This window comes from Candidatus Magnetaquiglobus chichijimensis, assembly GCF_045865675.1.
GTDB lineage: Bacteria > Pseudomonadota > Magnetococcia > Magnetococcales > Magnetaquicoccaceae > Magnetaquiglobus > Magnetaquiglobus chichijimensis.
Window position 1 is genome coordinate 531,398 of sequence record NZ_BAAFGK010000005.1, and the last position, 24,095, is coordinate 555,492.

Below are 24,095 nucleotides of genomic sequence, written 5' to 3' on the forward strand. Positions count from 1 at the left end.
ACGGGTGGGGGAGAGGAAACTCCACCCATCAATCTTTAAGTTCGCGGCGGACAATGCGACACGCCGTTGACCATAATCTAATCCTTTCCGATCCGCACTGCCAGTCTCTCCCGCAAAAAGGCGGTTCGTTCAAGGTCGGGCGGTCCGGGAGGCGTCGCGGGGGTCGGCCTTCTCCGCTTCTTTGGGGAACAGGGCGGCGCGCACATCAGCGATGTGCGGGCGACCGGGCAGAATCGATTCGGCCTGACGGATGTACTCCCGCGCCTTGTCCGGATCGTTGCCGAAACGTTTCGCCAGACTCAGGAACCGGTCCACGATCTCCTCCAGCCCCGCCTTGGCGTCGGCATTCTCCGGCTCGATCTCCAGCACCGCCCGGAACCGTCCCAGGGCGTTGCCCTCCTTGGGTTGGATCAGGCGCCATTCGTCGAGATCCGCGCGCCCCAGCTCCAGAAGACGGGCGACGATCTGCCGGATCCGGGCGGCGGCCTCGGCGTTCAGGGTTTCGGATTGCAGGAGCTTTTGATAGAGCTCCAGGGCATTGCTCCCCTTGGGACGGGTCAGGCGATCCTCCTTGAAGTGGTCCTCGGCATCGCGCATCAACTCTTTTTCCTCGCGCTGTTTTTGCAACTGGGCGCGCTTGGCCTGACGCTCGAGGGCGGACAGCTCCTTGGGATCCGCCTCCTTGACTGCCGACTCCCTGGATTTCGCCTCCCTGGTGGCGACTGACTTGGACTCGGGCTCCTTGACGGGGCTCTCCCTTGATTCCGCATCCCTGGCCGGGGTTGGCGTGGCGTGACGTTCCGACGGCGCCACGTCCGAGGTGACGTGGGTGGTCAGGGAGGCCACCAGTTCGTGTGTCTTGCTGGCGGGTTGCGCGTCGGTGACGCCGCTTTTTTCGCCCGCCGCCGCGCCCTTGCGCAGAGCCGTGGGAGGTGGGGGTGGCGTGGGCAGGCTGTCGAGGGTCAGATCGACCACCGTGTCCTCGTTAAGCTCCAGGTCATACGAGACCGGGCTGAAATGCTCTTTTTCCAGGCGCAGGGCATGCATGCCGATCTTGACGCGACCCACGGTGAACGGGGTGGTGCCAAGTTTCTGTCCGTCGAGGAAGATGGTGGCGCCGGGAGGTTTGGTTTCGATGCGCAGAAGCAGGGTTTCGGAGGGGTTGCCCTCGGTTTCCGGAGACGGAGGCGCGGGCAGATTCGCCATGGGTACGGCGGCTTCGGCGCCGATGGGCATGGCCGCGCCAACGGGGGAGTCGGACGGGGAGGAGGGGGCCGCCATCGGAGGGGTCGCGACCGCCAGCCACAGGGTCATGGCGGCGAGCATCGCGCCGCCGCTCATCGAAAACAGACGCGCGCGCAAACCGGTCACAAACGATAACCGCGCGAGAGAGAGTGTGAGTATGCGTCGTATCATGGCGTTCATGGTTGGATCCTTCCCCTGTTGATCGAACCTCTCATGCCAAGGGTGTGCCATCCTGTCTAACATAACGGGATTTCAATGAAATGTCAGGAAATTTTTTATGAATTCAAAAAGAATCGCGCATGGGGCGTGGCGTGGGTGTCAATAATCGGCTATTTTGAATGGGTTCCATGGAGATTCAGAGCCAATTGTCGAAAAAAAGGTTTCCAGAATGATCGATACATTTCCCAATCCCTGCCCACAACGCGACTACCGGATCGACATGACCTGTCCGGAGTTCACCTGCGTCTGCCCCAAGACCGGTCAGCCGGATTTCGCCGAAATCCGCATCGCCTACATCCCGGATGCTTTGTGCGTGGAGTTGAAGTCCTTGAAGATCTATCTGTGGGGCTATCGGGATCAGGGAGCCTTCCACGAAGCGGTCACCAATCGGATCCTGGATGATCTGGTGGCTGCGGTCGCTCCGCGCGCCATGACCGTCACCGGCGCTTTCAACGTGCGCGGCGGCATCACCACCGTGGTCACCGCCCACCACGGCGCGTCCATGGGGTCGTTCCAGTTCTGATCTCCTTGGGTTGTTCAAGAAAACGGGGAGCCGCAGCTCCCCGTTCGTGCCTGAAAAACGGCTGGGCGGGTTCGGATCACGCCTCCTGCTGGCGCTGCTGCAACTGCTGCTGATACAACGCCATGAAGTTGATCGGATCCAACACCACCGGCGTGTAACCTCCCTCGGTCACCAGGCTGGCCACCACCTGACGCGCAAACGGGAAGATGATGTTGGGACACTCGATCCCCAGCATGGGAGCGATGTGCTCACGGGGGATGTTGCGCATCAGGAACAGACCGGCATAGGTGACATCGACCAGAAACAGGGTCACCTCGCCCACCAGCACCTTGACGGTGATGTGCAGGGTCGCTTCGAAGTGCTCCGGCCCCTTCTGGGTGGCATTGCTCTCCAGTTGGTACTCGGTGCGCGGCTCGCCGGGGTCGCGGAAGCTCTCCGGCGCGTTGGGGTTTTCGAAGGAGAGATCCTTCAGATAGAGCTTCTCGACGCGAAAAACCGGTTGACCGGCGGGCGGGGTTTGGGTGGATTCGTCCGACATGAATGTTTCTGCCTTGCGTTAGGGGTGATGGATCCTTTGGGATGTCTGGGGATCGACTGGGTTGAGAACCGGCCCCACTTATGAGCGTCGTATGATCGCAAGTCAAGAGTTCCCGGCACCTTGAAGCTCCTTGGGCAGGGGAAAGGCGAGATGCTCGCGGGAGACCGCCAGGGTCTCCACCCGGTCGATGCGTTCTTTCAAATGTTCGAGCAGTTCATCGATGAGAATCTCCGGGGCCGAGGCCCCGGCGGTCACCCCCAGCCGTTCCACCCCCTCCAGCCACGCCTCTTGCACGTCCCGAACCGATTCGATCAGATGCGCTCGCGTGCCGCACCGCTCCGCCACCTCGCGCAGCCGGTTGGAGTTGCTGCTGTTGGGCGCGCCCAGCACCAGGATCAGGTCGCACCGTTCGGCCAGGGATTTGACCGCGTTCTGACGATTCTGGGTGGCGTAGCAGATATCTTCGCGGGTTGGTCCCAGAATGTCCGGAAAGCGGTTCTTGAGCGCTTCGATCACCCCGGCGGTTTCGTCCATCGACAGGGTGGTCTGGGTGACGTAGGCCGTGGGCGTGGCCGGTTCCAGGGGGAGGGCGTCGATCTCCTCGACGCGGCTGATCACCGACATCCGCCCCTCCGGGATTTGACCCAGGGTTCCTTCCACCTCCGGATGGCCCTTGTGACCGATGAGGATGACGTGTCGTCCCTCGTGGTCGCGCCGTTCCGCCTCGCGATGCACCTTGGAGACCAGGGGGCAGGTGGCGTCCAGGATGCGCAGCGGGCGACGGTTCCCCTCGGACTCCACCGCCTTGGAGACCCCGTGCGCGGAGAAGATCGCCACCGCGCCATCCGGGATCTCGTCGAGTTCATGCACGAACACCGCCCCCTTGGCCCGCAGGGACTCCACCACCCAGCGGTTATGGACGATCTCGTGGCGTACGTAGATCGGTGGCGAAAAGGTCTCCAGCGCCTTCTCGACGATGGCGATGGCCCTCTCCACGCCGGCGCAGAAGCCGCGGGGTTCGGCGAGCAGGACGATCATGGGGGGTATCCGCGAGCGGTGGATGGCATGGGGATCACCTTTTGACGGGTGGCGGATTGGGTTGGGCAGTCGGGGTGCGTGGCACCTGGACGACCCTCCGAGGCTCGGGCGGCGGCGGTTCTGTCCCGTGATCGTCGTTCATGTTTTCAGCCTTCCGGTCAGGCGGGACGGGTTGTCGAGTCCGCGGGTGACCAGGTAATCCTTCAATCCCGCGATGATCTCGCCTGCGATCAGGGGTTTGTGGAACAGGGCCGTGCCCACGCCGACCGCCGAGGCGCCGACCAGCATGAACTCCACCGCGTCGCGTGCCGAGGCGATCCCGCCCTGGCCGATGATCGGGATGGCGTGCGGCGCCGCGACTTCGTGGACCCGCCACACTTGCAGCAGGGCTGCCGGTTTGATCGCCGGGCCGGAGAGTCCCCCTTGCACGTTGCCGAGGATCGGTTCGCCTGAGTGCCAATCCACGGCCATGCCCATGTAGGTGTTGACTGCCGAGAGCATGTTGGTGCCGGAGTCGATCACCGCGCGGGCGATGATGCGGATATCGGTGACGTTGGGGGAGAGTTTGGTGATCAGCGGTTTGCTGGTCGCCTGGCGGACGGCCTGGACCACCCGTGCGGCCATGATTGCATCCGAGCCGAAGGCCACGCCTCCCTCTTTGACGTTCGGGCAGGAGATGTTGATTTCGATGGCGGCCACGGGCGAGTTGTCGAAAATTCTGGCCACTTCGGCGTACTCTTCCACCGTCGAGCCGGCGATGTTGGCGATGAAGCGGGTGGGGAGGTTGTGGATGCGTGGCAGGATGGCATCCACGACGTGGCGGGCGCCGGGGTTTTGCAGGCCGATGGCGTTGAGCATGCCGGCTGGGGTTTCGGCCACCCGTGGGGGAGGGTTGCCCTCCTTGGGGTTCAGGGTGGTGCCTTTCAGGCAGATCGCGCCGACCGAGGTGAAGTCGAACCCGTCGATGCGGGTCAGTTCTTCGCCGAAGCCGGCGCAGCCGGAGAGCAGCAGCAACGGATTGGCGAGGGTCATGCCGGCGAGGGTGACCTGGAGAGTGGGTTCCATGGAAGATCCTCGTTGCAAGGCGTGGTCAGGACAGGAGATATCGCATCACGTTGCGGGGTGGAGCCGGGGACCTTCGGTTCCCCGTCCCCGCTCCCCGGCAACGGTTTTCAGGCCTTTCCGGGGCTCCGCCCCGACCCACGACCCTCAGCCGTGCCCAACCTGAAACACCACCCCCTCCTTGTTCAACAACACCGCCAAATCTCCCAGAATTTCTTCCAGCCGCGCCTGACTCGTCGCCTCGGCACGCGCCACCAGAATCGGTTGCGTGTTCGATACCCGCAACAACCACCATCCGTCCGCCACCCGCACCCGCGCGCCATCCATGTCCGACAAGGCCGCGCCAGCATCCCGCAAACGGGTCAATACACGCTCCATGATCACAAACTTCTGCTCGTCCGGACACGGAATGCGCAACTCCGGCGAGGCATGCATGACCGGCAGATCGTTCAACTCCTCCAACAACAACCCCTCACGCGCCACCGCCAGCTCCAACAACCGCATCGCGGCATACAAGGCGTCGTCAAAACCATAATAACGGTCCGCGAAAAAGAGATGGCCGCTCATCTCGCCAGCCAACGGCGCACCCGTCTCCCGCATCTTGCTCTTGATCAGCGAATGCCCGGTCTTCCACATGATCGGCTCGCCACCCGCCTTGGCCACGGCGTCGAACAGACGCTGCGAACACTTCACATCCCCAATCACCGCCGCACCCCGATCCCGGGCCAGAATGTCCCTGGCAAACAGAATCATCAACATGTCGCCCCACAGAATACGACCCTGGGCATCCATGGCGCCAATGCGATCCCCGTCGCCGTCAAAGGCAATCCCCAGCTCCGCGCCGGTCTCCCGCATGCGCGCGGCCATCATCTCCAGATTCTTCGGCTCGGTCGGATCCGGATGGTGGTTCGGGAAGGTGCCGTCCACCTCGGCGAACAACACCTCGCCGTGAATCCCCGGCAGACGCCGCAGGATCTCGCCGGCCACCACGCCGGTGGCGCCGTTGCCACAGTCGAAGATCACCTTCAAGGGGCGACCGGGATGAAAATCCCGACAGATCCGGTCCACATAGGTGGCCAGGATCTCCTGCTTTTCGGAGGAACCACCGGGAAGGGCCGGAAAGTCCCGCGCCTCCAGACGACGCTTGAGCGCCTGGATCTCCACGCCGTAGACCGGACGTCCGGCGCGCATCATCTTGATGCCGTTGTGATCCGGCGGGTTGTGACTGCCGGTGATCATGATGCCGGCGTCGGCCTTGAAATGGTGCGCCGCGAAATACAGTCCCGGCGTGGGGGTCAGCCCCACGTCGATCACCCGCATCCCGCCCAACACCAACCCGTCGATCAGCCCCTGGGCCAGAACCGGCGAGGAGATTCGACCGTCCCGACCCACGGCGACGGTCAGATTGGCCTGTCGTCCCTCGGCGCGCAGATGCGCGGCAAAGGTCCGACCCAGATCGCGGAACAGCTCGGGCGACAGATCCTTGCCCATCACGCCGCGAATGTCATACTCCCGAAAAATGAATGGATTGACGACGATCATGTTGCCCTAGCGTCCCACGCAGACGTAATGGAAACCCGCCCGACGCATCGCGGACGGATCGTAGATGTTGCGAAAATCACAGAACAGATACCGTCCGTCCGGACGGGCGCGCATCCCGGCGCGGATGGCGTTGAGATCCAGGTTGCGGAACTGGTTCCATTCGGTCAGGATCAGCACCAGATCCACCCCCTGGCAGGCCGCGTAGGCGCTGGTCGCGAAACGCACCCTGCCACCGGGGAAGTTCTCCTCGGCGGTGCCGCGGATCTCCGGATCAAAGGCGACCATTTGCGCCCCCAGTCGCGCCAGCTCCGGCACGATCACCCGCGAGGGGGAGTCGCGCATGTCGTCGGTGTTGGGCTTGAAGGTGAGACCGAGCACGCCGATGGTCAGACCGGCCAGCTCACCGTCCACCGCCTTGACCACCTTGTCCACCATGCGATGCTTCTGTTGGGTGTTGGCCTCGATCACCGCCTCGACGATGGTCATCGGCTCCTGATGATCCGCGGCGGTGCGCACCAGGGCCTGGGTGTCCTTGGGAAAACAGGAGCCGCCGTAACCTGGTCCGGGATGCAGGAACTTGCCGCCGATGCGGCGATCCAAACCCATCCCCTTGGCCACATGATGCACATCCGCGCCCACCGATTCGCACAGGTTGGCGATCTGGTTGATGAACATGATCTTGGTGGCCAGAAAGGCGTTCGAGGCGTATTTGGTCAACTCGGCGGTGGGGATGTTGGTGATCAGGATCGGCGTTTCGATCAGGTACAAGGGACGGTAGAGACTCTTGAGCACCTCCACCGCCCGTTCGTCCTCCACACCGATCACCACCCGGTCCGGACGCATGAAATCCTCGATGGCCGACCCCTCGCGCAGAAACTCCGGATTCGAGGCCATGGCGAAATCCGCCTCGGGGTTCTCCTGACGGATCAGCTCGGCGATGCGCGCGCCAGTGCCCACCGGCACCGTGGATTTGGTCACCACCACCGTGAACCCCTGGATGTATCGGGCGATCTCCCTGGCCGCCGCGAACACGAACTGAAGATCCGCCGCGCCGTCGCCACGCCGCTCCGGGGTGCCCACCGCGATGAAGACCGCTTCGCTCTCCGCGACCGCCTTGCCCAGGTCGGTGGTGAAACTCAACCGTCCTGCCACGGTGTTGCGTTGCACCAGCCGGTCGAGACCGGGTTCGAAGATCGGAATGGTCCCTTCCCGCAGGCGTTGGATCTTCCCTTCGTCGGAATCGACACAGGTGACGTGTACCCCGAATTCGGAAAAACAGGCCCCGGAGACCAAACCCACATATCCGGCGCCGATCATGGTGATGCGCATGGTGATTTAGGATCCTTGCTTGGTTTGAAGAGGTGTCACCCCTGACTCGCGACCAGATCGCGCAGGAAGGGCAGCAGCCGTTCGCGCAGTTGCGGACATTGCAGGGAGAGGGCGGTGTTGGCCATTTGGAAGCCCACCTTGTCGCCGCAGTCGTAGCGGATGCCGCGGAAGCGGAAGGCGAAGACGGATTGCTGCTCCAGAAGACCGGCGATGGCGTCGGTGAGCTGGATTTCGCCGCCCACCCCCTGATGGCGCCGCTCCAGGTAGTTGAAGATCTCCGGGGTGAGGATGTAGCGTCCGATGACCGCCAGGTTGGAGGGTGCGGCGGCGGCGAGGGGTTTTTCCACCAGTCCGGTCACCTGGAAGCAGCGGTTGGCCTCGGAACGGGTATCCAGCTCCTTGTCGAGCGGCGCGACGATGCCGTACTTGTTGGTTTGATCGGAATCGACCGGCATCACCGCCACGATGGAGGATTGACGCTGTTCGAACTGGCGGGCCATCTGCCGCAGCACCGGTTCGCCATCCGCGACATCGATCAGGTCGTCCGGGAGGATCACGGCGAACGGCTCGTCGCCGACCACGTTGCGACCGCACCACACCGCGTGTCCCAGACCCAGGGGACGGTTCTGGCGCGTGAAGAGCAGGTTGCCCGCCGCTGCGGGGATGGTGGATTTGGCTTCGGCCAGCAGGTCCAGCTTGCCGCGTGCGGTCAGGGTCTCTTCCAGTTCCGGGGAGTGGTCGAAGTGATCCTCGAGGATTTTTTTGCCGCGACCGGTGATGAAGACGATTCGTTCCATGCCCGCGGCCCAGGCCTCCTCGACCGCGTACTGGATCAACGGCTTGTCCACGACCGGGAGCATCTCCTTGGGCATGGTCTTGGTGGCGGGCAGAAAACGGGTTCCCAGGCCCGCCACCGGAATCACGACGGTACGAAGTTTCATCATCAGTTGTTCTTGGCTCCCTGATTGACCCAGTTGCGCAGGATCTCGATTTCGCAGGCGGTGAGTCGTTTGCGGTTGTGGGGCATGCGGATGCCGGCCCGTCCTTCGACCAGGACGTTGAGGTTGCTGACCATGGCATTGCCCGGCACCACCACGGGTCCGAAGCGGGTTCCCTGCATCAACCCTTCGTAGGTTTCGAGGTTGAGACCCGAGAAAGCCAGACCCGGCGCGCCGGCCTTGTGGCACTCCAGGCAGCGGTTCTGGAGAATGGGGAAGACATCCTCGGCGAAACTGACCCGACCGCCCCCGCCCGGCGCGTTGGCCGCCGCGCCACCCGGAGCAGCCGCCTGGGACGGATTGGCCAAGGTCATGCCCAAGCCGAGCAGGGCGGCGACCGACCAGAGGGTGAATCGAGTACGCGTGCGCATGGTAATCCCCTATCAATTGGTTTGGTTGAAGGCTATGCCGCTTCGATCGATGCACGGGGCTTGCATGGGACCGCATCTCGTCGATCCCGATGGCGGGGCTCCCGACTCACCGCCATCCGTGAAACGCCCTGTGGTGATCCATGGGTGAAATACTAGCATGGTTTGCGCGTTCGCGCGACGGCATTTGTACGGACCGGAGGGTGTTTTTCGCGGCTTGGGCCGCGCGTCACGGGGCGGGAAAGCTCTCCGCGAGCCGGCAGGAAAAGGCCTCGATCTCGAGCGGACGGCTGAAGAGATACCCCTGGAACTGATCGCACCCCTCGTTGCGCAGAAAGGCGAGTTGTTCCGGGGTTTCGACCCCCTCGGCCACCACCTTGAGCCGCAGGCTGCGACCCAGGGCGAGGATCGCCGTGACGATGGCCGCGTCGTCGGAGTCGAGGGTCAGATCGCGCACGAACGACTGGTCGATCTTCAACACGTCGATGGGGAGTTTTTTCAGGTAGGTGAGAGAGGAGTGACCCACCCCGAAGTCGTCCACGGCGATGGTCGGGCCCAGGGCCTTCAGACGGGTCAGAATGGCCACGATGTCGTCGAGATTCTCCATCATCAGGGTTTCGGTCACTTCGAGTTCCAGGGCATCGGGAGGGAGTCCGCTCTCTTCGAGGGCGGCGCGCACGTCGTCCAGGAGATCGGCCTGCCGGAACTGGCGGATCGACAGATTCACCGCCACCCGCAGATGTTCGAAGCCGGCATCGTGCCATTTTTTGGTTTGCAGGCAGGCCTGCTTGAGCACCCGCGATCCCAACGGCAGGATCAACCCGCTCTCCTCGGCCACGGGGATGAATTCCGCCGGCGAGATCATTCCATCCCTGGGGTGACGCCAGCGCACCAGAGCCTCCATGCCGGAGATGCGTTCGGTGCGCAGATCGACCTTGGGTTGGTAGTGCAGCAGGAATTCGTCCCGTTCCAGACCCTGGCGCAGGCTGTTTTCGAGCGCCAGACGCCGTTCCGCCTCGGCGCCCATGGCCGGGGCGTAGTATTGACAGTTGTCGCGTCCGGCGGTCTTGGCGCGGGCCACCGCCATGTCGGCGTTGCGGATCAGAAGATCCGCCTCGTCCCCATCTTCCGGACAGAGGGTGACCCCCATGCTGGCGGTGACGAACAGTTCCTGCTCGTCGATGTAGAAGGGTTTGGCCAGGGCGTCGGCCAGCTTGCGCACCACCACGCCCACATCCTGGGAGTTGCGGATGCCGCGCAGGATGAAGCCGAAGGTGTCCCCGGCCAGACGGCTCACCGTGTCCCCCTCGCGCACGAAGTGGCGCAGACGTTCGGCCACCCCCTTGAGCAGACGGTCGCCGACCGTGTGACCCAGGCTGTTGTTGAGGTTCTTGAACAGATCCAGATCGAAGATCAGCACCATCACCTTGTCGTCGCTGCGCCCGGATTGGCCGATTGCCTGCCGCAGACGGTCGTGGAAAAGGGCGCGATTGGGGAGTCCGGTGAGGCTGTCGTGGTAGGTGCGGAAGTGCAACGCCTCCTCGCTGCGCTTGATGGCGGTCAGATCCTGGAACACGGCCACGAAATGGGTGATGGTCTGGGTGCGGTCGCGGATGGCGGTGATCGTCTCCCATACCGGATGGGCCTCGCCGTTTTTGCGACGGTTCCAGATCTCGCCGCGCCAGGAGCTGGTCTCGCCGAGCAGGTCGTGCCACAGACGGGAATAGAAGAGTTCGTCGTGGATCCCGGATTGGAGCATGGCCGGGGTGTTGCCCAGCGCGTCGTCCGCGTCGAAGCCGGTGATCACCGAAAAGGCCGGATTCACCGAGACGATCCGTCCGCTCCGGTCGGTGACCATCACCCCCTCGACCGCGTTCTCGAACACCTTGGCGGTGAGCAGCATGTGGGATTCGGCCTCTTCCATCGCCCCCTCGAAGACCGAGGCGGCGATTTTCAGACGCTGTTCGGCCTCGCGCTGCTCGGTGCGGTCGTGCATGGTGCCGGCCATGCGCATCGGCTTGCCGTCGGCGTCGCGGATCACCTCGCCCATCTCGTGGACCCAGCGGATTTCGCCGTTCGGACGCAAGATCCGGTGATCGAACTCGAAGGGGGTGAGTTCAAGCAGCGCGTGTTGGATGGTCTGTTCGACCCGTGCCCGGTCCTCGGGGTGGGAGATGGAGAGAAAGGTCTCCAGGACGCCGTGAATGTCGGAGTGCAAGGGAATGCCGACGATGCGGCGCGCCTCCTCCGAGCAGATCATCGCGTCGCGGGCGATGTCCCACTCCCAGTTGCCCAGATGGGCGATGCGTTGCGCCCGCGCCAGACTCTCCCGTTCGCGGCGCAGCGAATGGACCAGATGTTCGATGGTTTTGAGATCGCGCCAGGCGCGCAGGGCCACGGTCACCGCGGTGATCAGTTTTTGGCTGGTCAGATCGCTTTTGTCGCGGTAGTCGTTGATGTCGTACTCGGTGATCACCCGCGGTTCCGGGGCCTGTCCGGCCTGCCCGGTGCGCAGGATGATGCGCACGAAGCCGTTTTTCATCACCTCGCGCACATGGCGCACCAGATCGAGGCCGGCCTGATCGGTCTCCATCACCACGTCGAGCAGCATCACCGCGATTTCCGGATTGGCTTCGAGAATCGGAATCGCCTCGGCGGCGGAGTGGGCGCTGGCAAAGGTCAGACCCGCGCCGGCGAAGGTCAGATCGCGCAGCACCATGCGGGTGAGGGCGTGGATGTCGGTATCGTCATCGACGATCAGAACCGTCCATGGCCCCTGGGCGCGACGCGGACCGGGATCCTGGGTACAGGGGGCCGGTGTCGGATGCTTCGTCGGGTCGGAAAGCAACAGCTCGATGGGATGCCGGTCGGTCATGAATGCCTTGTCACCCAGTGAATCGGGTCGATTTTTTTCGATCGCGACGTGTTGCATGAAGGCCGATCGGTCATGGCTGAACAGTTCCACGAATTGGGAACGGGTCTCAATTCGGAGTATACGGCCAAATACCATTTTTTACAAATTTGATTTGACTTTTGCAAGTATATGCGCGAGCATTTTCGATAATTTTCATACTTTCGAGAATCCGGCGATCGGCGATCGCGCGATACCGGTGTGAACATCATCTGTGGAATGGGGAACTCATTATGACCGTTTTTTCGTCTGTCAAGCGTCGCGTCGCGCGGGCCGGTCGGCCCTGGATCCTCTCTCTGGCGGCCATGCTGTTTGTTGCGCCGCTGATGTCTGGCTGCATGGACAGCCGTGCCCAGCAGGGAGCTGGAATCGGCGCGCTGGGTGGCGGTCTGGCCGGCAGTCTGATCGGCCCCTCCAAGAACAAGGAACAGAACGCCTTGATCGGCGCGGCCATTGGCGGTCTCATCGGCTACACGGTCGGCAACGAAATGGACAAGAACGACAAGGCCCGTCTCAACAACGCCCTGGAGACCATGCCCACCCGTCAGACCACCACCTGGGTCAACCCGGATACCCGCGCCGAATACGCCGTCACTCCGCAGGCCCCTTATCAGGTTGATGGCCGCGACTGCCGTCAGGCCGAGATCTCCTCGGTGATCAACGGCAAGCGCGAGACGGTCGTCAAAACCGCCTGCCGTCGCCCGGATGGTCGCTGGGAGATTTGAATCGTCCGCGGGGGAGACCCCCCGCACCCTTCGCGCGTCCCGTACCGTGGAGCTCCCCTGGCGGGAGTTCCACGGTAACTGTTCAGACCCCCACGAGTGCAGGGGACGGGGGACCGAAGGTCCCCGGCGGAGGTTCGGAGGCAGAGCCTCCGAGGTTCTGTCTTTGCTTTTGACTTTGTTTTTGACTTTAGCTTTTGAGCGCGCTCTTCAAAAAAAGCGTTTTTTCGCGCCTTTTGCGAAAAAACGCTGCGCGCTGCCTTGGCTGCGGCATCGTTTCGCGTCTTTGGCGAAACGATGCCGCGAACATGGCCCGGAATCAGGCCACCGGAGGCGACGCGCGAACCAGTGCCCCCCCGTTGGCAAGTACCGGAAGGCGACGCGCGAGCCAGTGCCTCCATTGGCTGGCGCCGGAGGAGGCCCACTTGAGACCGCGCGCTTGCGCGATTTTTCGCGGGTTTGTGATGGGGGAATCCCCCTCACCCCCCCCGCCGAACCATCCTCCCCTGGTCGTGGTGAATCCATGAAGAACCGTGTCACGTTCCGGCGTGATACGGTTTTTTTGTCTCCATTTCCATAATTTATATAATAAACGAAAGGAGCGTTCCCCATCCGTCGCATCCGCCGTCAGGAAGCGGTGCGACACTGCTCGGAGCAGAAGAGATGGTCACCGCGCACCAGGGCGTTTTCCGGCGGGATCAGGGTGGCGCAGCGTTCGCAGCGCACCAGCTTCGAACCGCTTCCTGCGGGCGGGGCGTTGAGCGTATCGTTGGCCGGGGCGATGAAACGACGCACCAGTCGATAGATCAGGTAACCGGCGGCGATGGCCAGAAGAAAACGGAGCAGTAGCATGCGATCTCCTTGAAATTCAATGGATAAGACGGTCCGGCGCGCCGAGGGATGTCGCGGGCGGAGTGGATGACACGGACAACCTGGAACCTGCTCGGCATGGGCGGTTAGCGTTTCTTTGGTTGAAAATCCTCGGCCAGCAACGCCACCAGGGCGTCGGCGAGCTGGTTCATGGCCTCGGTTTCGGCGCGCATGCGCGCCGCGTGGCTGGCCGTGCCGGAGCTTGGCTCGTAGTAGGTGGCCACCCCCTTGACCGACGGATAACCCGGCTCGCTCGGTTTGCCGTCCACCTCGAGGACCGGGTGGGCGGTGATCATGACCCGATACTGATTGGCGCGACCCGAACTGTCCTCGAGCACCAGATCGCGGCTGACCGCATCCAGTTGCACCCGCAACCGTTTGGAACCCTCCGCGCTGGAGGATCCCGCGGCAAACGGACCCATGCGGGTGGTGAGGTTTTCGTGCAGGATGCGGGTCAGAACCGCGTCGGAGCGGGATTTGACCTTGAGTTTCTCCTTGTCTTTGGCGGGGCTGACATCCTCCACCACCAGCACGGTCCGGGTCCAGCGACCCTGTTCGGTGTTGGCGAGCCGTTCGCCGGGAAAGCGGTAGCCGCATCCGGCGAGCAGGGAGAGGGCGAGCAGCGCGGCGGTCAGGCCGGCGCGGGCGTGGGACAGGCGGTTCATGCTGGGGTTCTCTCCCTGGGTGTCCATGGGGTCCGTGGTGTGATCCCGGTTCATGGCTTGACCACGATGTTGATCAGCTTGCCGGGCAGGGTGACCATCTTGACCACCGTCTTGTCCGCCAGATGGGGTTGGACGTTGGGATCCGCCAGGGCGAGCCGCTCCTGTTCGGCGCTCGGGGCGTCGGCGGGCATGGCGATGCGGGCCCGCAGCTTGCCATTCACCTGAACCACCACGGTGACCGTCTCGCGCACCAGCGCCTCGGGATCGACCATCGGCCAGCGTGCCGCGTGCAACCGGCCCGGCATGGCCAACGCCTCTTCCCACAACTCGGCGGTGAGGTGCGGGGCAAAGGGGTTCATCAGGATCACCACGGTTTCGGCCATCTCGCGCAGGGTGGCGGCCTCCTCGGAGGAGAGGGCCCCTTCGCCGGCCTGGTTGAGGAACAGGCTGCCGGCATTGATCAACTCCATCACCGCGGCGATGGCGGTGTTGAACTGATGGCGTCCCATGTCGCGGGTCACCTTGTCGATGGTCTCGTGGATCTTGCCGCGCAGGGCGCGGGCCGCCGGAGCCTCGGGCATGGCGCGGGCCGGCGGGACTCCGGGGGCCCGTTCGACGATCTGCCACACCACGCGCCAGATGCGGTTGAGGAACCGCCAGGCTCCATCCACGCCGCTGTCGTTCCACTCCAGATCCTGTTCCGGGGGGGCGGCGAAGAGCATGAACACCCGCGCGGTATCGGCCCCGTACCCCTGGATGAGGTCGTTGGGATCGACCACGTTGTGCTTGCTTTTCGACATCTTTTCGTTGCGACCGATGACGATGGGCGCTTCGCATTCGGCGCAGAGCAGACGACCCTCGCGTTCGAGGGTCTCGCGCGGATAGCGCCAGCCGTGTTCCGGGCAGCGGTGGGTATCCTTGCGCACCATCCCCTGGGTGAGCAGGCGGGTGAAGGGTTCGTCGCAGGCTACCTCGCCCACGTCGCGCAGCGCCTTGTGGAAGAAGCGGGCGTACAGGAGATGGAGCACCGCGTGTTCCACGCCGCCGACGTATTGATCCACCGGCATCCAGTGGTTGACGCGGGCGGTATCCAGGGGGGCGGTCTTGAGGTCCGGGGAGCAGTAGCGCAGAAAATACCAGGAGGACTCCATGAAGGTGTCCATGGTGTCGGTTTCGCGTCGCGCCGCCTGGCCGCAGGTGGGACAGGAGACCTGTTTCCAGGTGGGGTGTCGCTCCAGGGGGTTGCCCGGCTGGCCGAGGAGGTCGAGGATATCCTCGGGCAGGGGCACCGGCAGATCGGCGACCGGCACCGGCACCACGCCGCACGACGGGCAGTGGATGAAGGGGATCGGATTGCCCCAGTAGCGTTGTCGGGAGATGCCCCAGTCGCGCAGCCGATATTGCACCGTGGCCCGTCCGATTCCCAACGCCTCGAACCGTTCGGCGACCGTTTTTTTGGCGACTTCGTTCTCGAGATCGGTGAATTCGCCGGAGTTGACGAGCCAGCCGGGACCGGTCCAGGCTTCGGTCATGGTGTCCGGATCGAGGGGGGCGCCCACGGGTTGGATCACCACCCGGATCGGCACGTCGTGGGCGCGGGCGAACTCGAAGTCCCGCTGGTCGTGGGCCGGCACCGCCATCACCGCGCCGGTGCCGTAGCTCATCAGCACGAAGTTGGCGATGAAGATCGGTACTTTTTCACCCGTCAGCGGATGAATGGCATGCAGACCGGTGAAGAACCCCTTCTTTTCGAGACGCTCCAGGGCCTCCTCGCTGGTGCCGGTCTGCTGGCACTCGGCGATGAAGGCCGCAGCCTGGGGATTCCGTTCCGCCACCCGCGCGGCCAGCGGGTGTTCCGGCGCGATGGAGCAGAAGGTCACCCCCATGATGGTGTCCGGACGGGTGGTGTAGACCGGCAGGGTACCCTCCTCGCCGTCGATGGCAAAGGCGAACTCCACCCCGTGGCTCTTGCCGATCCAGTTGGTCTGCATGGTGCGCACGGTCTCCGGCCAGCCGGGCAGGGTGGCGATCCCCTCCAACAGCTCATCCGCGTACCGGGTGATGCGCAGAAACCATTGGGAAAGCTCCTTGCGCTGCACCACCGCGCCGCTGCGCCACCCCTTGCCGTCGATCACCTGCTCGTTGGCCAGCACCGTCTGATCCACCGGATCCCAGTTGACGAAGGAGAGCTTGCGATCGATCAGACCTTTTTCGTACAGCTTGAGGAACAGCACCTGCTCCCAGTGGGCGTAATCCGGATCGCAGGTGGCGAACTCGCGTGACCAGTCGTAGGCCAGCCCCATGGATTTCAACTCGTTGCGCATGGTGGCGATGTTGTCGTGGGTCCAGGCCTTGGGGTGGCGTTTCTGGGCGATGGCGGCGTTTTCCGCCGGCATGCCGAAGGCATCCCATCCCATGGGTTGCAGCACCTCGCAACCCGACAGCCGTTTGTGACGGGCCATCGCATCGCCGATGGCGTAGTTGCGCACATGGCCCATGTGGATCCGTCCGGACGGGTAGGGGAACATCACCAGCAGGTAATACTTCTCCCGCTCCGCGCGTTCGTCGGCCCGAAAGCTCCGTTCATCCTCCCAAATGCGCTGCCATTTGGCTTCCACGGCCTGGGGATTGTACTTTTTCATGACTTCTCGATTTCGATTGGAGATGAATGGGGCGTCACGGGCGCTCAATCGGCGAGGCGTTTCCCGATCGAGCCGGCATCGAGGAGCCGTTCGCTCAGCCGTTCGAGACGCTCCAGATCGGCTTGTTCGATCTTCTCGCGCGCCCACTCCGGTATTGGAGCAAAGCGGCGTTTCATCAGACGCGGCGGCAGAGCGACCGCCCCTTGTCTGAAGACTCGCTGCCTTCCCAGGTCAACACGTCCTGGAAAGCGACATTTTCAGGTTTCCAGGGTATCACGAATCGGCGTGTCGCGGCAAACGGCATTTCCGGACTCCTGTTTTTGCGGGCGACCGGTGGCCAGAGGTTTCTGGCAGGATTGGGGGCCGAAAGGCGAGCCTATCCCTTTCCGGCCATCTCCTTGTGCCGTTCGTCGAGCAGGCGGGTCACCTCGGAGCGCAGTTTCTCGATGGAGAAGGGCTTTTTGAGCGTGATGTCCGCGCCGCTGATCTTGGCCACATCCACCAGGATGTCGGCTGGAAAGACCCGGTCCCCGCCGGTGATCACCATGATCTTGACATGCGGATCCCACTCCCGCAGATCCCGCACCACGCTCAACCCCTCGCGGTTGGGCATGAGAACGTCGGTGATCACCAGATCGATGCCGCGATGATGATGGATGATCTCATACCCCACCTGACCATCCGGGGCGGTGAGGACGGTGCCCAGAGAGCGCAAGACCTCCTCGAGCAGTCGGAGAACCTGTGGATCGTCCTCGATGACCAGAATGGTGGGCATGGCGGGCTCCTTTGGGGGGGGTGGAATGGTCATTCGGGGTTGGAGAGCGGCTCTGGTGTCGGGCATTGTTCCATGGCCTCGATGAGTTGCGCCATGGAAAAGGGTTTGCGCAACACCTCCGGAACGCCGAAATCCTGAACCATGCGTTGCACCTGATCCGCATCCAGATAACGACCGCCGCCGGTCATGGCGATGATGCTCTGGGTCTGGTTCCATTGGCGGATTTTGATGATGGTCTCGATTCCGTCGGGTCGTGGCATCAGGATATCACACAACACCATGTCCCAGGGACCCTGATTCTTCAAAAGTTCCAGGGCCGTCCCGCCGTTGTCCACGGAGCGGATCGCGTATCCCGCCTCGCCGAGCATTTCGGTCAGCATACGCAGAAATTGCGGATCGTCGTCGATCACAAGAATGCGTTTCATGGTTTGTCTCCCGAATGCGGTCGTATCAAGGTGTTGAGCGCTTCGCTCAAGGGACGGATGGGGGTTGGTTTGTACACGATCCGGTCGATGACCCGTCTTTCCGGATCCTCCTGCATTGCGCCGCTGTCCATGCCGGTCAGGAGGATCACCGGGAGATCGGGCCGAATGGCGCGGATGCGGGTGGCCAGCTCCACCCCGGTCATGCCCGGCATGGCGTAATCGGTGATCACGGCCTGGAAACGGTCCGCATGGGCGGCAAAGTTGGCCAGGGCCTGGTACGGATCCGTTTCCGGCTGCACCCGATACCCCAGCCCGGAGAGCATCCCCTCCAGAAGCGACAGCAGTTGCGGTTCATCGTCCACGATCAACAGGGTGCCGCGACCGGCGATGGGAACCAGGATCTCCGTCAGATACTCCGGCTCGGCGCGCGCCGGGTCGATCATCGGCAAAAACAGTTGAAACAGACAGCCCTTGCCCCATTCGCTCTCCACGGTCACCGCGCCGCCGTGGCTGGTGGCGATCCCATGCACCACCGCCAGTCCCAATCCGGTTCCCTTGCCCACCTCCTTGGTGGTGAAGAAAGGGTCGAAGATCTGTCCGATCACCTCCTGGGGAATCCCGTTGCCGGTATCCCGCACCTGGATCCGGGCGTAGTGTCCGGGGGTCAGCGCCTTGATCGGCAGGGGGCCTTCGGTCAGATCAACCTGGTCGAGGGTGAAGGTGATCCGGCCCCGATCGCCGAGAATCGCCTGACGGGCGTTGGTGCCGAGGTTGAGCAGCATCTGGTGGATCTGGTTGCCATCGCCATGGATCATCATCTCCTCGGCTTGAATGTCGGTGATGATGGCGATGGAGGAGGGGACGGAGATCCGCAGGAACTGGCTGACCTCGCGGACGATGCGCGCCAGTTTGAGGGTGGCGCGACCGACCGGATTGCCCCGACTGAAGGTGAGCAGTTGATCGACCAGACCCTTGGCACGGTTGCCGGCGATGGCGATCTCGCCCAGACAGTGGGAGACCCCCGCCGGATCGGCGCTCTTGATTTGACCGAGTTCGGCGAATCCCAGGATGATGCCGAGGATGTTGTTGAAATCATGCGCGATGCCGGCGCCCAGGGTGCCGATGGCCTCCATGCGGCTCGCATGCAGCAACTGTCCTTCCAGCTTCACGCGATCCAGGGCGATGGCCAGCAGATCGGCGATCCGTTCCAAGGCGGTGATGTCGTCGTGGGAGTAGTCCCGTCCGCTGTTGCCGACTGCGATCTCGGCCACCACCCGGCCCCCCTGCATCACCGGCACGGCCAGGAATCGATCCAGGATCAGATCGTGTCCGATCGGCAGCGAAAAGAAGTGGGAGGTGCGTTGGGGGGTGTTGAGCAGCAGGGGACGCTGGTGCTCGATCACCCAGCCCCAGATGTCGGTGTATTCGGTGAAGAGAATCGGTGGCCGCATGGTGGACAGGATCGGCAGATCCCAGATGATGGCGCGGTTGCAGGCATGACCGGTCCGGGCATCGACCTCGTTGATGTACCCCTGGCAGCTGCGCGTCACCGCCAGACAGAAGGCCAGTACCTTCTTGGCCAGCGATGGAATGGTCATCTTCTGGAAGGCGAGCAGCTCCTTGCCCAATCCGGCCAGGATCTCTTGCAGCTCCTTTTCTTTCAGGATGATCGCCTCGTCGCGCTTGTGCAGGGTGAGATCACGGGCGAAGGAGAGCATGCGCCCACCCGGTCCCGAACTGCTCACCGACACCTCCACCGGCCAGAGATTCCCGTTCTTGGTTTTGTGCCAGGTCTCGAAACGGTCCCTACCGTACCGTTCGATCCGGGCGATATGGGTTCGAACGTCCCAGGCATCCTCCAGCGACTCGAGATCCGGGATTGACATGCGCAACAGCTCCTCCCGATCGTAGCCGGAACGCTCGGCGTAGGCGTGGTTCACATCCAGCAGGCGCCCGGTGGCCGGATCGACCTCCCAATAGCCGTCGTGGGTGGTTTCGATCGCCTGTCGGAAGGCGTGTTCGCGGGCGAGGATCTCCTGTTGCATCCGTTCGATGTGGGAGATGTCGCGGAAGAACCCCTGCACGATGGACTGCCCGGCCAGATCGATGCGACAGCCGGCGACTTCGACCGGGATGTTCATGCCCTGTTGATTCACGATCCAGGTCTTGATCGGCAGGAATGGGTCGATGGCGGTCTGGCGTGCGTGCTCTTCGAAGCCGCACGAGATGGTCTGGCTGTTCTCGTCGTTTGGATGCAGCTGGCGATGATGGGCGCCGCGCAGCGCCTTCAGCGGTTTGCCGATCAGCCGGCAGGCGGCCTGGTTGGCATCGATGATGAGGCCGGTCTTGGCATCGGCCAGGAAGATGGCATCCGGGGCCTGGTTGAACAGGGCATGCCAGCGGGTTTCGCTCTGCCGCAGGCGGCGGTTGGCGATGGAGAGCTGAATGGCCAGGGCGATGATGGCGAGCACCGCCAGCATGGTGGTCATGATGATCCCGTGAAACTGGCTCCACAGATCGTTCCAGCTCATTGGTCCGTTGCTTTCGAACGGCGGCAGTTTCAGGACGCGCGCCACTTTATCGACCAGGGTATAATCCGCGGGCATCACGAAGCCGGCCACCCCTTCCGGGAGATGGAACGGGTGCTCGCCGAGCGTCAGGAGGGCGGCGACGATCTGTTCGTGCAGGTGGTTTTGTTCCTGTTGGGCAATGGCCACGAACGGCCATTCCGGATAGAGCCGCGTGGAGCTGATGAACGGCGCCTCGAGCCATTGCTGGCCATGGATCACCTTGAGTTGCCCCTCCGCCAGCTTTCCTGACTTCAGCATGGCCTCCAGCATGCCGGTGCGGGTGAAGGCGACATCGGCCTTCCCTTCCAGAACCTGGGTGATCCCCAGTTCCGGATAGACCCCCACAAACTGGATCTGACGTTCCGGATCGATGCGAATCCCGGCCTCGTGGAGTTCGTACATGGGGGCCATGTAGCCACCCAGGGACTCCGGGAAGGGGGCGGCGATGCGTTTTCCGGCCAGATCCGCCAGGGTGTTGAGATCGGTTCGTCCGGCGCGGGCCAGGATCACGCCGCCCAGGGCGCTGCTGCCGCCGCGTGGGGATTTGACCGACAGGGTGGCCAGGGGGCTGGAGAGGGTGTATTGCTGTCTGAGTTGGATGTAGTGCAGAGGGTTGGTCAGCAGGAAGTCCAGGGCGCCGTCGGCAATGCGTCGGTTGAGTTCCGTGTAATCGGCCACCACCAGCTCGATCGGTTGGGACAGTCCGACGTGCGTGGTCAAATAGTCGGCCAGGGGCTGCCAGGGGTGCGAGTCGCCCGAGGAGAAGCGCCGGTCCAGGATGCCGATGGTCAGGGGCCGGTCGGCCCAGGCCGTCTGGCAGCCGACGAGCAGATGGATGAGCAGGAGCAGCCAGGCCCAACCGGTTGCGCGTGGCTGGGCGATCGAACGGGCAGAACGGGATGGTTGGGTCTGCTTGCCTTCCATGATGTGGCCATTGCGTCGGGAGACATGCTCAAGGTGGCAGGGGTCGGTCCGATTCGGAAAAGGGACGTTCGAATATAGGGTCTATTATTTATATGAATGATAAGCCCTATTGTCAAAGGAGGATAGACAAGATCCCAACAAAGTGCAATTGCGATTATTTCATATTTTTCGGGAAAGGTGGCGTAATTTGCAAGATACGAGGTATAGAAATTGCATTCGGATCGGAAGCCGATCCGGTCCGCCACACATGGAGGGATGTGGCGTGCAACGCGCGCCGGGCCAGGCGCTTGCGAAAGGTCTTGGTCCAGGCAAGGGGCTGGGGCGGGATCACCAATCCTTCAGGCGTACCTGCAACGCCTCGTGCTTGGCGGTCACTTCGCCGGCCATCCGCGCCACATGGGCCCGATAGCGGGTCGCGACCGCCGCATCCCCCAGGGCCAGAATCCGCGCCGCGAACAACGCCGCATTGCGGGCCCCGGCCTTGCCGATGGCCATGGTGGCCACCGGAATGCCGCCCGGCATCTGCACCGTGGCCAACAAGGCATCCATGCCCTGCAACTCGGTGGCCGACAACGGCACGCCGATCACCGGCAGATCGGTGATCGAGGCGACCACGCCGGCCAGATGGGCCGCGGCTCCCGCGCCGACGATCAACACCCGGAGGCCGCGTCCGGCGGCGGACTGGGCGTAATCGTGGGTGCGCGCCGGGGTGCGATGGGCCGAAGTGACGGACATCTCAAAGCTGATGCCGAACTCCTTGAGCACCTTGCCGGCCTCCTTCATCACCTCGAAGTCGGAGTCCGAACCCATGAGAATCCCCACCAGGGGAGCGTTGTCCTGCATCATCGCGTGATCCTTCAACCTCAAGAACGCTCCCGCGCCACGGCGCGGTAGCCGATGTCACGACGGTATTGCACCCCGGACCAGTCGATCCGGGTCACCGCCTCGTAGGCCCGCTGCTGGGCGGCGGCCACCCCGTCGCCCAGGGCGGTCACCCCCAGCACCCGTCCGCCGGCGGTGACGATCCGTCCCTCCAGGCCGCGGGTGCCGGCGTGAAACACCATGGTATCGGTCACCTCGGCGGCGCGGTCGAGTCCGGCGATCGCATCCCCCTTGGGATAGGCGCCGGGATAGCCCTGGGCCGCCATGACCACGCACAACGCGGCGCGCGGATCCCAGTCGATGGACATCCCCTCCAGGGAGCCGCTGGCGCAGGCCAGAAGATACGGGATGATGTCCGAGCGCATGCGCATCAGCAGCGGCTGACACTCCGGATCGCCGAAGCGAACGTTGTATTCGAGGATGCGCAGATCATCCCCATCGATCATCAGGCCGGCGTAGAGGATGCCGCGATAGGGATACCCCTCGGCGGCCATGCCGCGCACCGTGGGCAGGATGATCTCTTCGACCGCGCGTCGCACCAGGGCCGGGGTCAGGCATGGCGCCGGGGAGTAGGCCCCCATGCCGCCGGTGTTGGGTCCGAGATCCCCATCGAAGATCGCCTTGTGATCCTGGGCCCCGGCCAGCGGCAACACCCGTTCCCCATCGACGAAGGCCAGCAGCGATGCCTCCTCGCCCTTCAGGAACCCCTCCACCACCACCTCGTCGCCCGCGGATCCGAATTCGCGTTCCACCATGATCCGGTCGATGGCCGCGTGGGCCTCCTCCAGGGTCGAACAGACGATCGCCCCCTTGCCGGCGGCCAGACCCGAGGTCTTGACCACGATCGGCGCGCCCTGCGCCGTCACGTAGGCATGGGCCTCGGCGGGGTCGCGGAAGGTGCGGTAGGCGGCGGTGGCGATGGCGTGACGGTCGAGCAGATCCTTCATGAAAGCCTTGGAGCCCTCGAGTCGGGCGGCGGCCATCGACGGGCCGAACACCGCGATGCCACGCTCGCGCAGCCGGTCGGAGAGCCCCAGGGTGAGGGGCGCTTCGGGACCGATCACCGCCAGGTCGATGGCCTTCTCAACGGCGAAGGCGGTGAGGGTGTCGATCGCCTCGGCCTGGATCGGCACGCATTCGGCGTGCAGGGCGATGCCCGGATTGCCCGGCGCGCACCAGAGTTTCTCCACCAGGGGGGATTGGGCGATCTTCCACGCCAGGGCGTGTTCCCGTCCGCCACCCCCGACCAGCAATACCTTCATGCCCATGTCGCGCCTCTGCTTCGATTTGTGGAATGTGCCGGTTTTTCTGGTCGGATCCCGGATGGTTTCGGGCATCCAGACGAGAAAAGCGGAATTAACGCAAAAACCGGGCTGGAAGTCCAGCATTCACGCGCGGGGATTGCACGGGAGGATCACCCTTCGGTGTCCGGGATGTTCTCGTCGAAGATGTAGTCGATCGTTTCGCGGATGCTGGTTGTGGTGTTGCGGAACTTGAGCCGCTTGAAGGCCTTGAGTCCCAACGCCCGCACCCCCTCGGCCAGCAGGGCGTTGAGAAAGCTGTGCGGCGCGGATTCGACATCCGCGAAATCGAACACGATCACCTTGCCTTCGTGAATCGCCGGCATCAGCCGTCGATCCTTGAAGTTGATCGCCTCCTGCTTGTTTTCGGCGTAGCGGCCAAAATCGTTGTTGATCACGATGTGGCAGGCGTTGCTCTGGCCATCTCCGGCGCCGCGTGCTCGAGGCTCTTGCGCGTGATCAACGACCAAAGGATCACCTTCGGGAAGATTCCAATTGAAATGATGGAGCACGGAATCAAAATCGACCACAGAATGATTCCGGAAA

General features: G+C 63.5%; 21 protein-coding genes. 2 read left to right on the plus strand and 19 right to left on the minus strand.

The genetic code is table 11. The features are described 5' to 3' along the window. Nucleotides 1–129: 129 nt before the first annotated feature. The gene (locus ACOY6C_RS16055; RefSeq protein WP_420906531.1) at nt 130–1,425 is read right to left on the minus strand and encodes a PEGA domain-containing protein; all 1,296 of its coding nucleotides are present in this window, start codon (nt 1,423–1,425) and stop codon (nt 130–132) included. Between the two features lie 208 nt (nt 1,426–1,633). Between ACOY6C_RS16055 and queF the strand changes: the two genes are divergently transcribed. Continuing rightward, a complete protein-coding gene (queF, locus tag ACOY6C_RS16060) occupies nt 1,634–1,987 on the plus strand; it encodes a preQ(1) synthase (protein WP_420906532.1) in 354 nt (117 codons plus the stop codon). 76 nt (nt 1,988–2,063) lie between these two features. On the opposite strand, the gene secB is transcribed toward queF, so the two are convergent. The 8 genes from secB to ACOY6C_RS16100 all read right to left on the minus strand — a co-directional run bounded on the left by secB (nt 2,064) and on the right by ACOY6C_RS16100 (nt 11,794). After that, nucleotides 2,064–2,525 carry a protein-export chaperone SecB gene (gene secB, locus ACOY6C_RS16065; protein ID WP_420906533.1) on the minus strand — a complete coding sequence of 154 codons (462 nt, stop codon included), beginning with the start codon at nt 2,523–2,525 and terminating at the stop codon, nt 2,064–2,066. Between the two features lie 102 nt (nt 2,526–2,627). Next, nucleotides 2,628–3,563 carry a 4-hydroxy-3-methylbut-2-enyl diphosphate reductase gene (gene ispH / locus ACOY6C_RS16070; RefSeq protein WP_420906534.1) on the minus strand — a complete coding sequence of 312 codons (936 nt, stop codon included), beginning with the start codon at nt 3,561–3,563 and terminating at the stop codon, nt 2,628–2,630. A 138-nt stretch (nt 3,564–3,701) separates the two neighbouring features. Next, a complete protein-coding gene (locus ACOY6C_RS16075) occupies nt 3,702–4,628 on the minus strand; it encodes a dihydroorotate dehydrogenase (RefSeq protein ID WP_420906535.1) in 927 nt (308 codons plus the stop codon). Nucleotides 4,629–4,772: 144 nt separating this feature from the next. Continuing rightward, a complete protein-coding gene (locus tag ACOY6C_RS16080) occupies nt 4,773–6,167 on the minus strand; it encodes a phosphomannomutase/phosphoglucomutase (RefSeq protein WP_420906536.1) in 1,395 nt (464 codons plus the stop codon). Between the two features lie 6 nt (nt 6,168–6,173). Continuing rightward, on the minus strand, nt 6,174–7,496 hold the full coding sequence (locus ACOY6C_RS16085) for a UDP-glucose dehydrogenase family protein (RefSeq protein ID WP_420906537.1): 1,323 nt from the start codon (nt 7,494–7,496) through the stop codon (nt 6,174–6,176). A gap of 35 nt (nt 7,497–7,531) precedes the next feature. After that, nucleotides 7,532–8,440 (minus strand): UTP--glucose-1-phosphate uridylyltransferase GalU, encoded by a 909-nt coding sequence (galU, locus tag ACOY6C_RS16090; RefSeq protein ID WP_420906538.1) that lies wholly within the window; start codon nt 8,438–8,440, stop codon nt 7,532–7,534. Further along, nucleotides 8,440–8,865, minus strand: a complete 426-nt coding sequence (locus tag ACOY6C_RS16095; protein WP_420906539.1) for a c-type cytochrome domain-containing protein — start codon at nt 8,863–8,865, stop codon at nt 8,440–8,442. The genes galU and ACOY6C_RS16095 overlap by 1 nt, the downstream gene beginning before the upstream one ends. 226 nt (nt 8,866–9,091) lie before the next feature. Continuing rightward, complete coding sequence (locus ACOY6C_RS16100; RefSeq protein ID WP_420906540.1) at nt 9,092–11,794, minus strand: two-component system response regulator; 2,703 nt, start codon at nt 11,792–11,794, stop codon at nt 9,092–9,094. 212 nt (nt 11,795–12,006) lie between these two features. Between ACOY6C_RS16100 and ACOY6C_RS16105 the strand changes: the two genes are divergently transcribed. After that, nucleotides 12,007–12,498, plus strand: coding sequence for an RT0821/Lpp0805 family surface protein (locus ACOY6C_RS16105; RefSeq protein ID WP_420906541.1), 492 nt, complete (start codon nt 12,007–12,009; stop codon nt 12,496–12,498). Between the two features lie 624 nt (nt 12,499–13,122). Here ACOY6C_RS16105 and ACOY6C_RS16110 read toward each other — a convergent pair. From ACOY6C_RS16110 to ACOY6C_RS16155, 10 genes are all read right to left on the minus strand, one after another. Further along, the gene (locus tag ACOY6C_RS16110) at nt 13,123–13,347 is read right to left on the minus strand and encodes a PP0621 family protein (protein ID WP_420906542.1); all 225 of its coding nucleotides are present in this window, start codon (nt 13,345–13,347) and stop codon (nt 13,123–13,125) included. A 104-nt stretch (nt 13,348–13,451) separates the two neighbouring features. After that, the gene (locus ACOY6C_RS16115; protein WP_420906543.1) at nt 13,452–14,030 is read right to left on the minus strand and encodes a hypothetical protein; all 579 of its coding nucleotides are present in this window, start codon (nt 14,028–14,030) and stop codon (nt 13,452–13,454) included. A 50-nt stretch (nt 14,031–14,080) separates the two neighbouring features. Next, complete coding sequence (leuS, locus tag ACOY6C_RS16120) at nt 14,081–16,672, minus strand: leucine--tRNA ligase (protein ID WP_420906544.1); 2,592 nt, start codon at nt 16,670–16,672, stop codon at nt 14,081–14,083. A gap of 44 nt (nt 16,673–16,716) precedes the next feature. Next, nucleotides 16,717–16,902 carry a DUF4351 domain-containing protein gene (locus ACOY6C_RS16125; protein WP_420906700.1) on the minus strand — a complete coding sequence of 62 codons (186 nt, stop codon included), beginning with the start codon at nt 16,900–16,902 and terminating at the stop codon, nt 16,717–16,719. 146 nt (nt 16,903–17,048) lie between these two features. Next, nucleotides 17,049–17,447 (minus strand): response regulator, encoded by a 399-nt coding sequence (locus ACOY6C_RS16130; RefSeq protein ID WP_420906545.1) that lies wholly within the window; start codon nt 17,445–17,447, stop codon nt 17,049–17,051. 29 nt (nt 17,448–17,476) lie between these two features. After that, nucleotides 17,477–17,872, minus strand: coding sequence for a response regulator (locus ACOY6C_RS16135; protein WP_420906546.1), 396 nt, complete (start codon nt 17,870–17,872; stop codon nt 17,477–17,479). Then, nucleotides 17,869–21,366, minus strand: coding sequence for a PhnD/SsuA/transferrin family substrate-binding protein (locus ACOY6C_RS16140; protein WP_420906547.1), 3,498 nt, complete (start codon nt 21,364–21,366; stop codon nt 17,869–17,871). The genes ACOY6C_RS16135 and ACOY6C_RS16140 overlap by 4 nt, the downstream gene beginning before the upstream one ends. A gap of 327 nt (nt 21,367–21,693) precedes the next feature. Next, on the minus strand, nt 21,694–22,212 hold the full coding sequence (gene purE / locus ACOY6C_RS16145; protein ID WP_420906548.1) for a 5-(carboxyamino)imidazole ribonucleotide mutase: 519 nt from the start codon (nt 22,210–22,212) through the stop codon (nt 21,694–21,696). A gap of 17 nt (nt 22,213–22,229) precedes the next feature. Beyond that, the gene (gene purD / locus ACOY6C_RS16150) at nt 22,230–23,510 is read right to left on the minus strand and encodes a phosphoribosylamine--glycine ligase (protein WP_420906701.1); all 1,281 of its coding nucleotides are present in this window, start codon (nt 23,508–23,510) and stop codon (nt 22,230–22,232) included. 152 nt (nt 23,511–23,662) lie between these two features. Beyond that, on the minus strand, nt 23,663–24,019 hold the full coding sequence (locus tag ACOY6C_RS16155; RefSeq protein WP_420906549.1) for an STAS-like domain-containing protein: 357 nt from the start codon (nt 24,017–24,019) through the stop codon (nt 23,663–23,665). Nucleotides 24,020–24,095: the final 76 nt, after the last annotated feature.

Coding starts and splice junctions, on each gene's coding strand:
- ACOY6C_RS16055 (WP_420906531.1), bottom strand. CDS start 1,425: ATGAACGCCATGATACGACGCATACTCACACTCTCTCTCGCGCGGTTA.
- queF (WP_420906532.1), top strand. CDS start 1,634: ATGATCGATACATTTCCCAATCCCTGCCCACAACGCGACTACCGGATC.
- secB (WP_420906533.1), bottom strand. CDS start 2,525: ATGTCGGACGAATCCACCCAAACCCCGCCCGCCGGTCAACCGGTTTTT.
- ispH (WP_420906534.1), bottom strand. CDS start 3,563: ATGATCGTCCTGCTCGCCGAACCCCGCGGCTTCTGCGCCGGCGTGGAG.
- ACOY6C_RS16075 (WP_420906535.1), bottom strand. CDS start 4,628: ATGGAACCCACTCTCCAGGTCACCCTCGCCGGCATGACCCTCGCCAAT.
- ACOY6C_RS16080 (WP_420906536.1), bottom strand. CDS start 6,167: ATGATCGTCGTCAATCCATTCATTTTTCGGGAGTATGACATTCGCGGC.
- ACOY6C_RS16085 (WP_420906537.1), bottom strand. CDS start 7,496: ATGCGCATCACCATGATCGGCGCCGGATATGTGGGTTTGGTCTCCGGG.
- galU (WP_420906538.1), bottom strand. CDS start 8,440: ATGATGAAACTTCGTACCGTCGTGATTCCGGTGGCGGGCCTGGGAACC.
- ACOY6C_RS16095 (WP_420906539.1), bottom strand. CDS start 8,865: ATGCGCACGCGTACTCGATTCACCCTCTGGTCGGTCGCCGCCCTGCTC.
- ACOY6C_RS16100 (WP_420906540.1), bottom strand. CDS start 11,794: ATGCAACACGTCGCGATCGAAAAAAATCGACCCGATTCACTGGGTGAC.
- ACOY6C_RS16105 (WP_420906541.1), top strand. CDS start 12,007: ATGACCGTTTTTTCGTCTGTCAAGCGTCGCGTCGCGCGGGCCGGTCGG.
- ACOY6C_RS16110 (WP_420906542.1), bottom strand. CDS start 13,347: ATGCTACTGCTCCGTTTTCTTCTGGCCATCGCCGCCGGTTACCTGATC.
- ACOY6C_RS16115 (WP_420906543.1), bottom strand. CDS start 14,030: ATGAACCGCCTGTCCCACGCCCGCGCCGGCCTGACCGCCGCGCTGCTC.
- leuS (WP_420906544.1), bottom strand. CDS start 16,672: ATGAAAAAGTACAATCCCCAGGCCGTGGAAGCCAAATGGCAGCGCATT.
- ACOY6C_RS16130 (WP_420906545.1), bottom strand. CDS start 17,447: ATGCCCACCATTCTGGTCATCGAGGACGATCCACAGGTTCTCCGACTG.
- ACOY6C_RS16135 (WP_420906546.1), bottom strand. CDS start 17,872: ATGAAACGCATTCTTGTGATCGACGACGATCCGCAATTTCTGCGTATG.
- ACOY6C_RS16140 (WP_420906547.1), bottom strand. CDS start 21,366: ATGGAAGGCAAGCAGACCCAACCATCCCGTTCTGCCCGTTCGATCGCC.
- purE (WP_420906548.1), bottom strand. CDS start 22,212: ATGATGCAGGACAACGCTCCCCTGGTGGGGATTCTCATGGGTTCGGAC.
- purD (WP_420906701.1), bottom strand. CDS start 23,510: ATGAAGGTATTGCTGGTCGGGGGTGGCGGACGGGAACACGCCCTGGCG.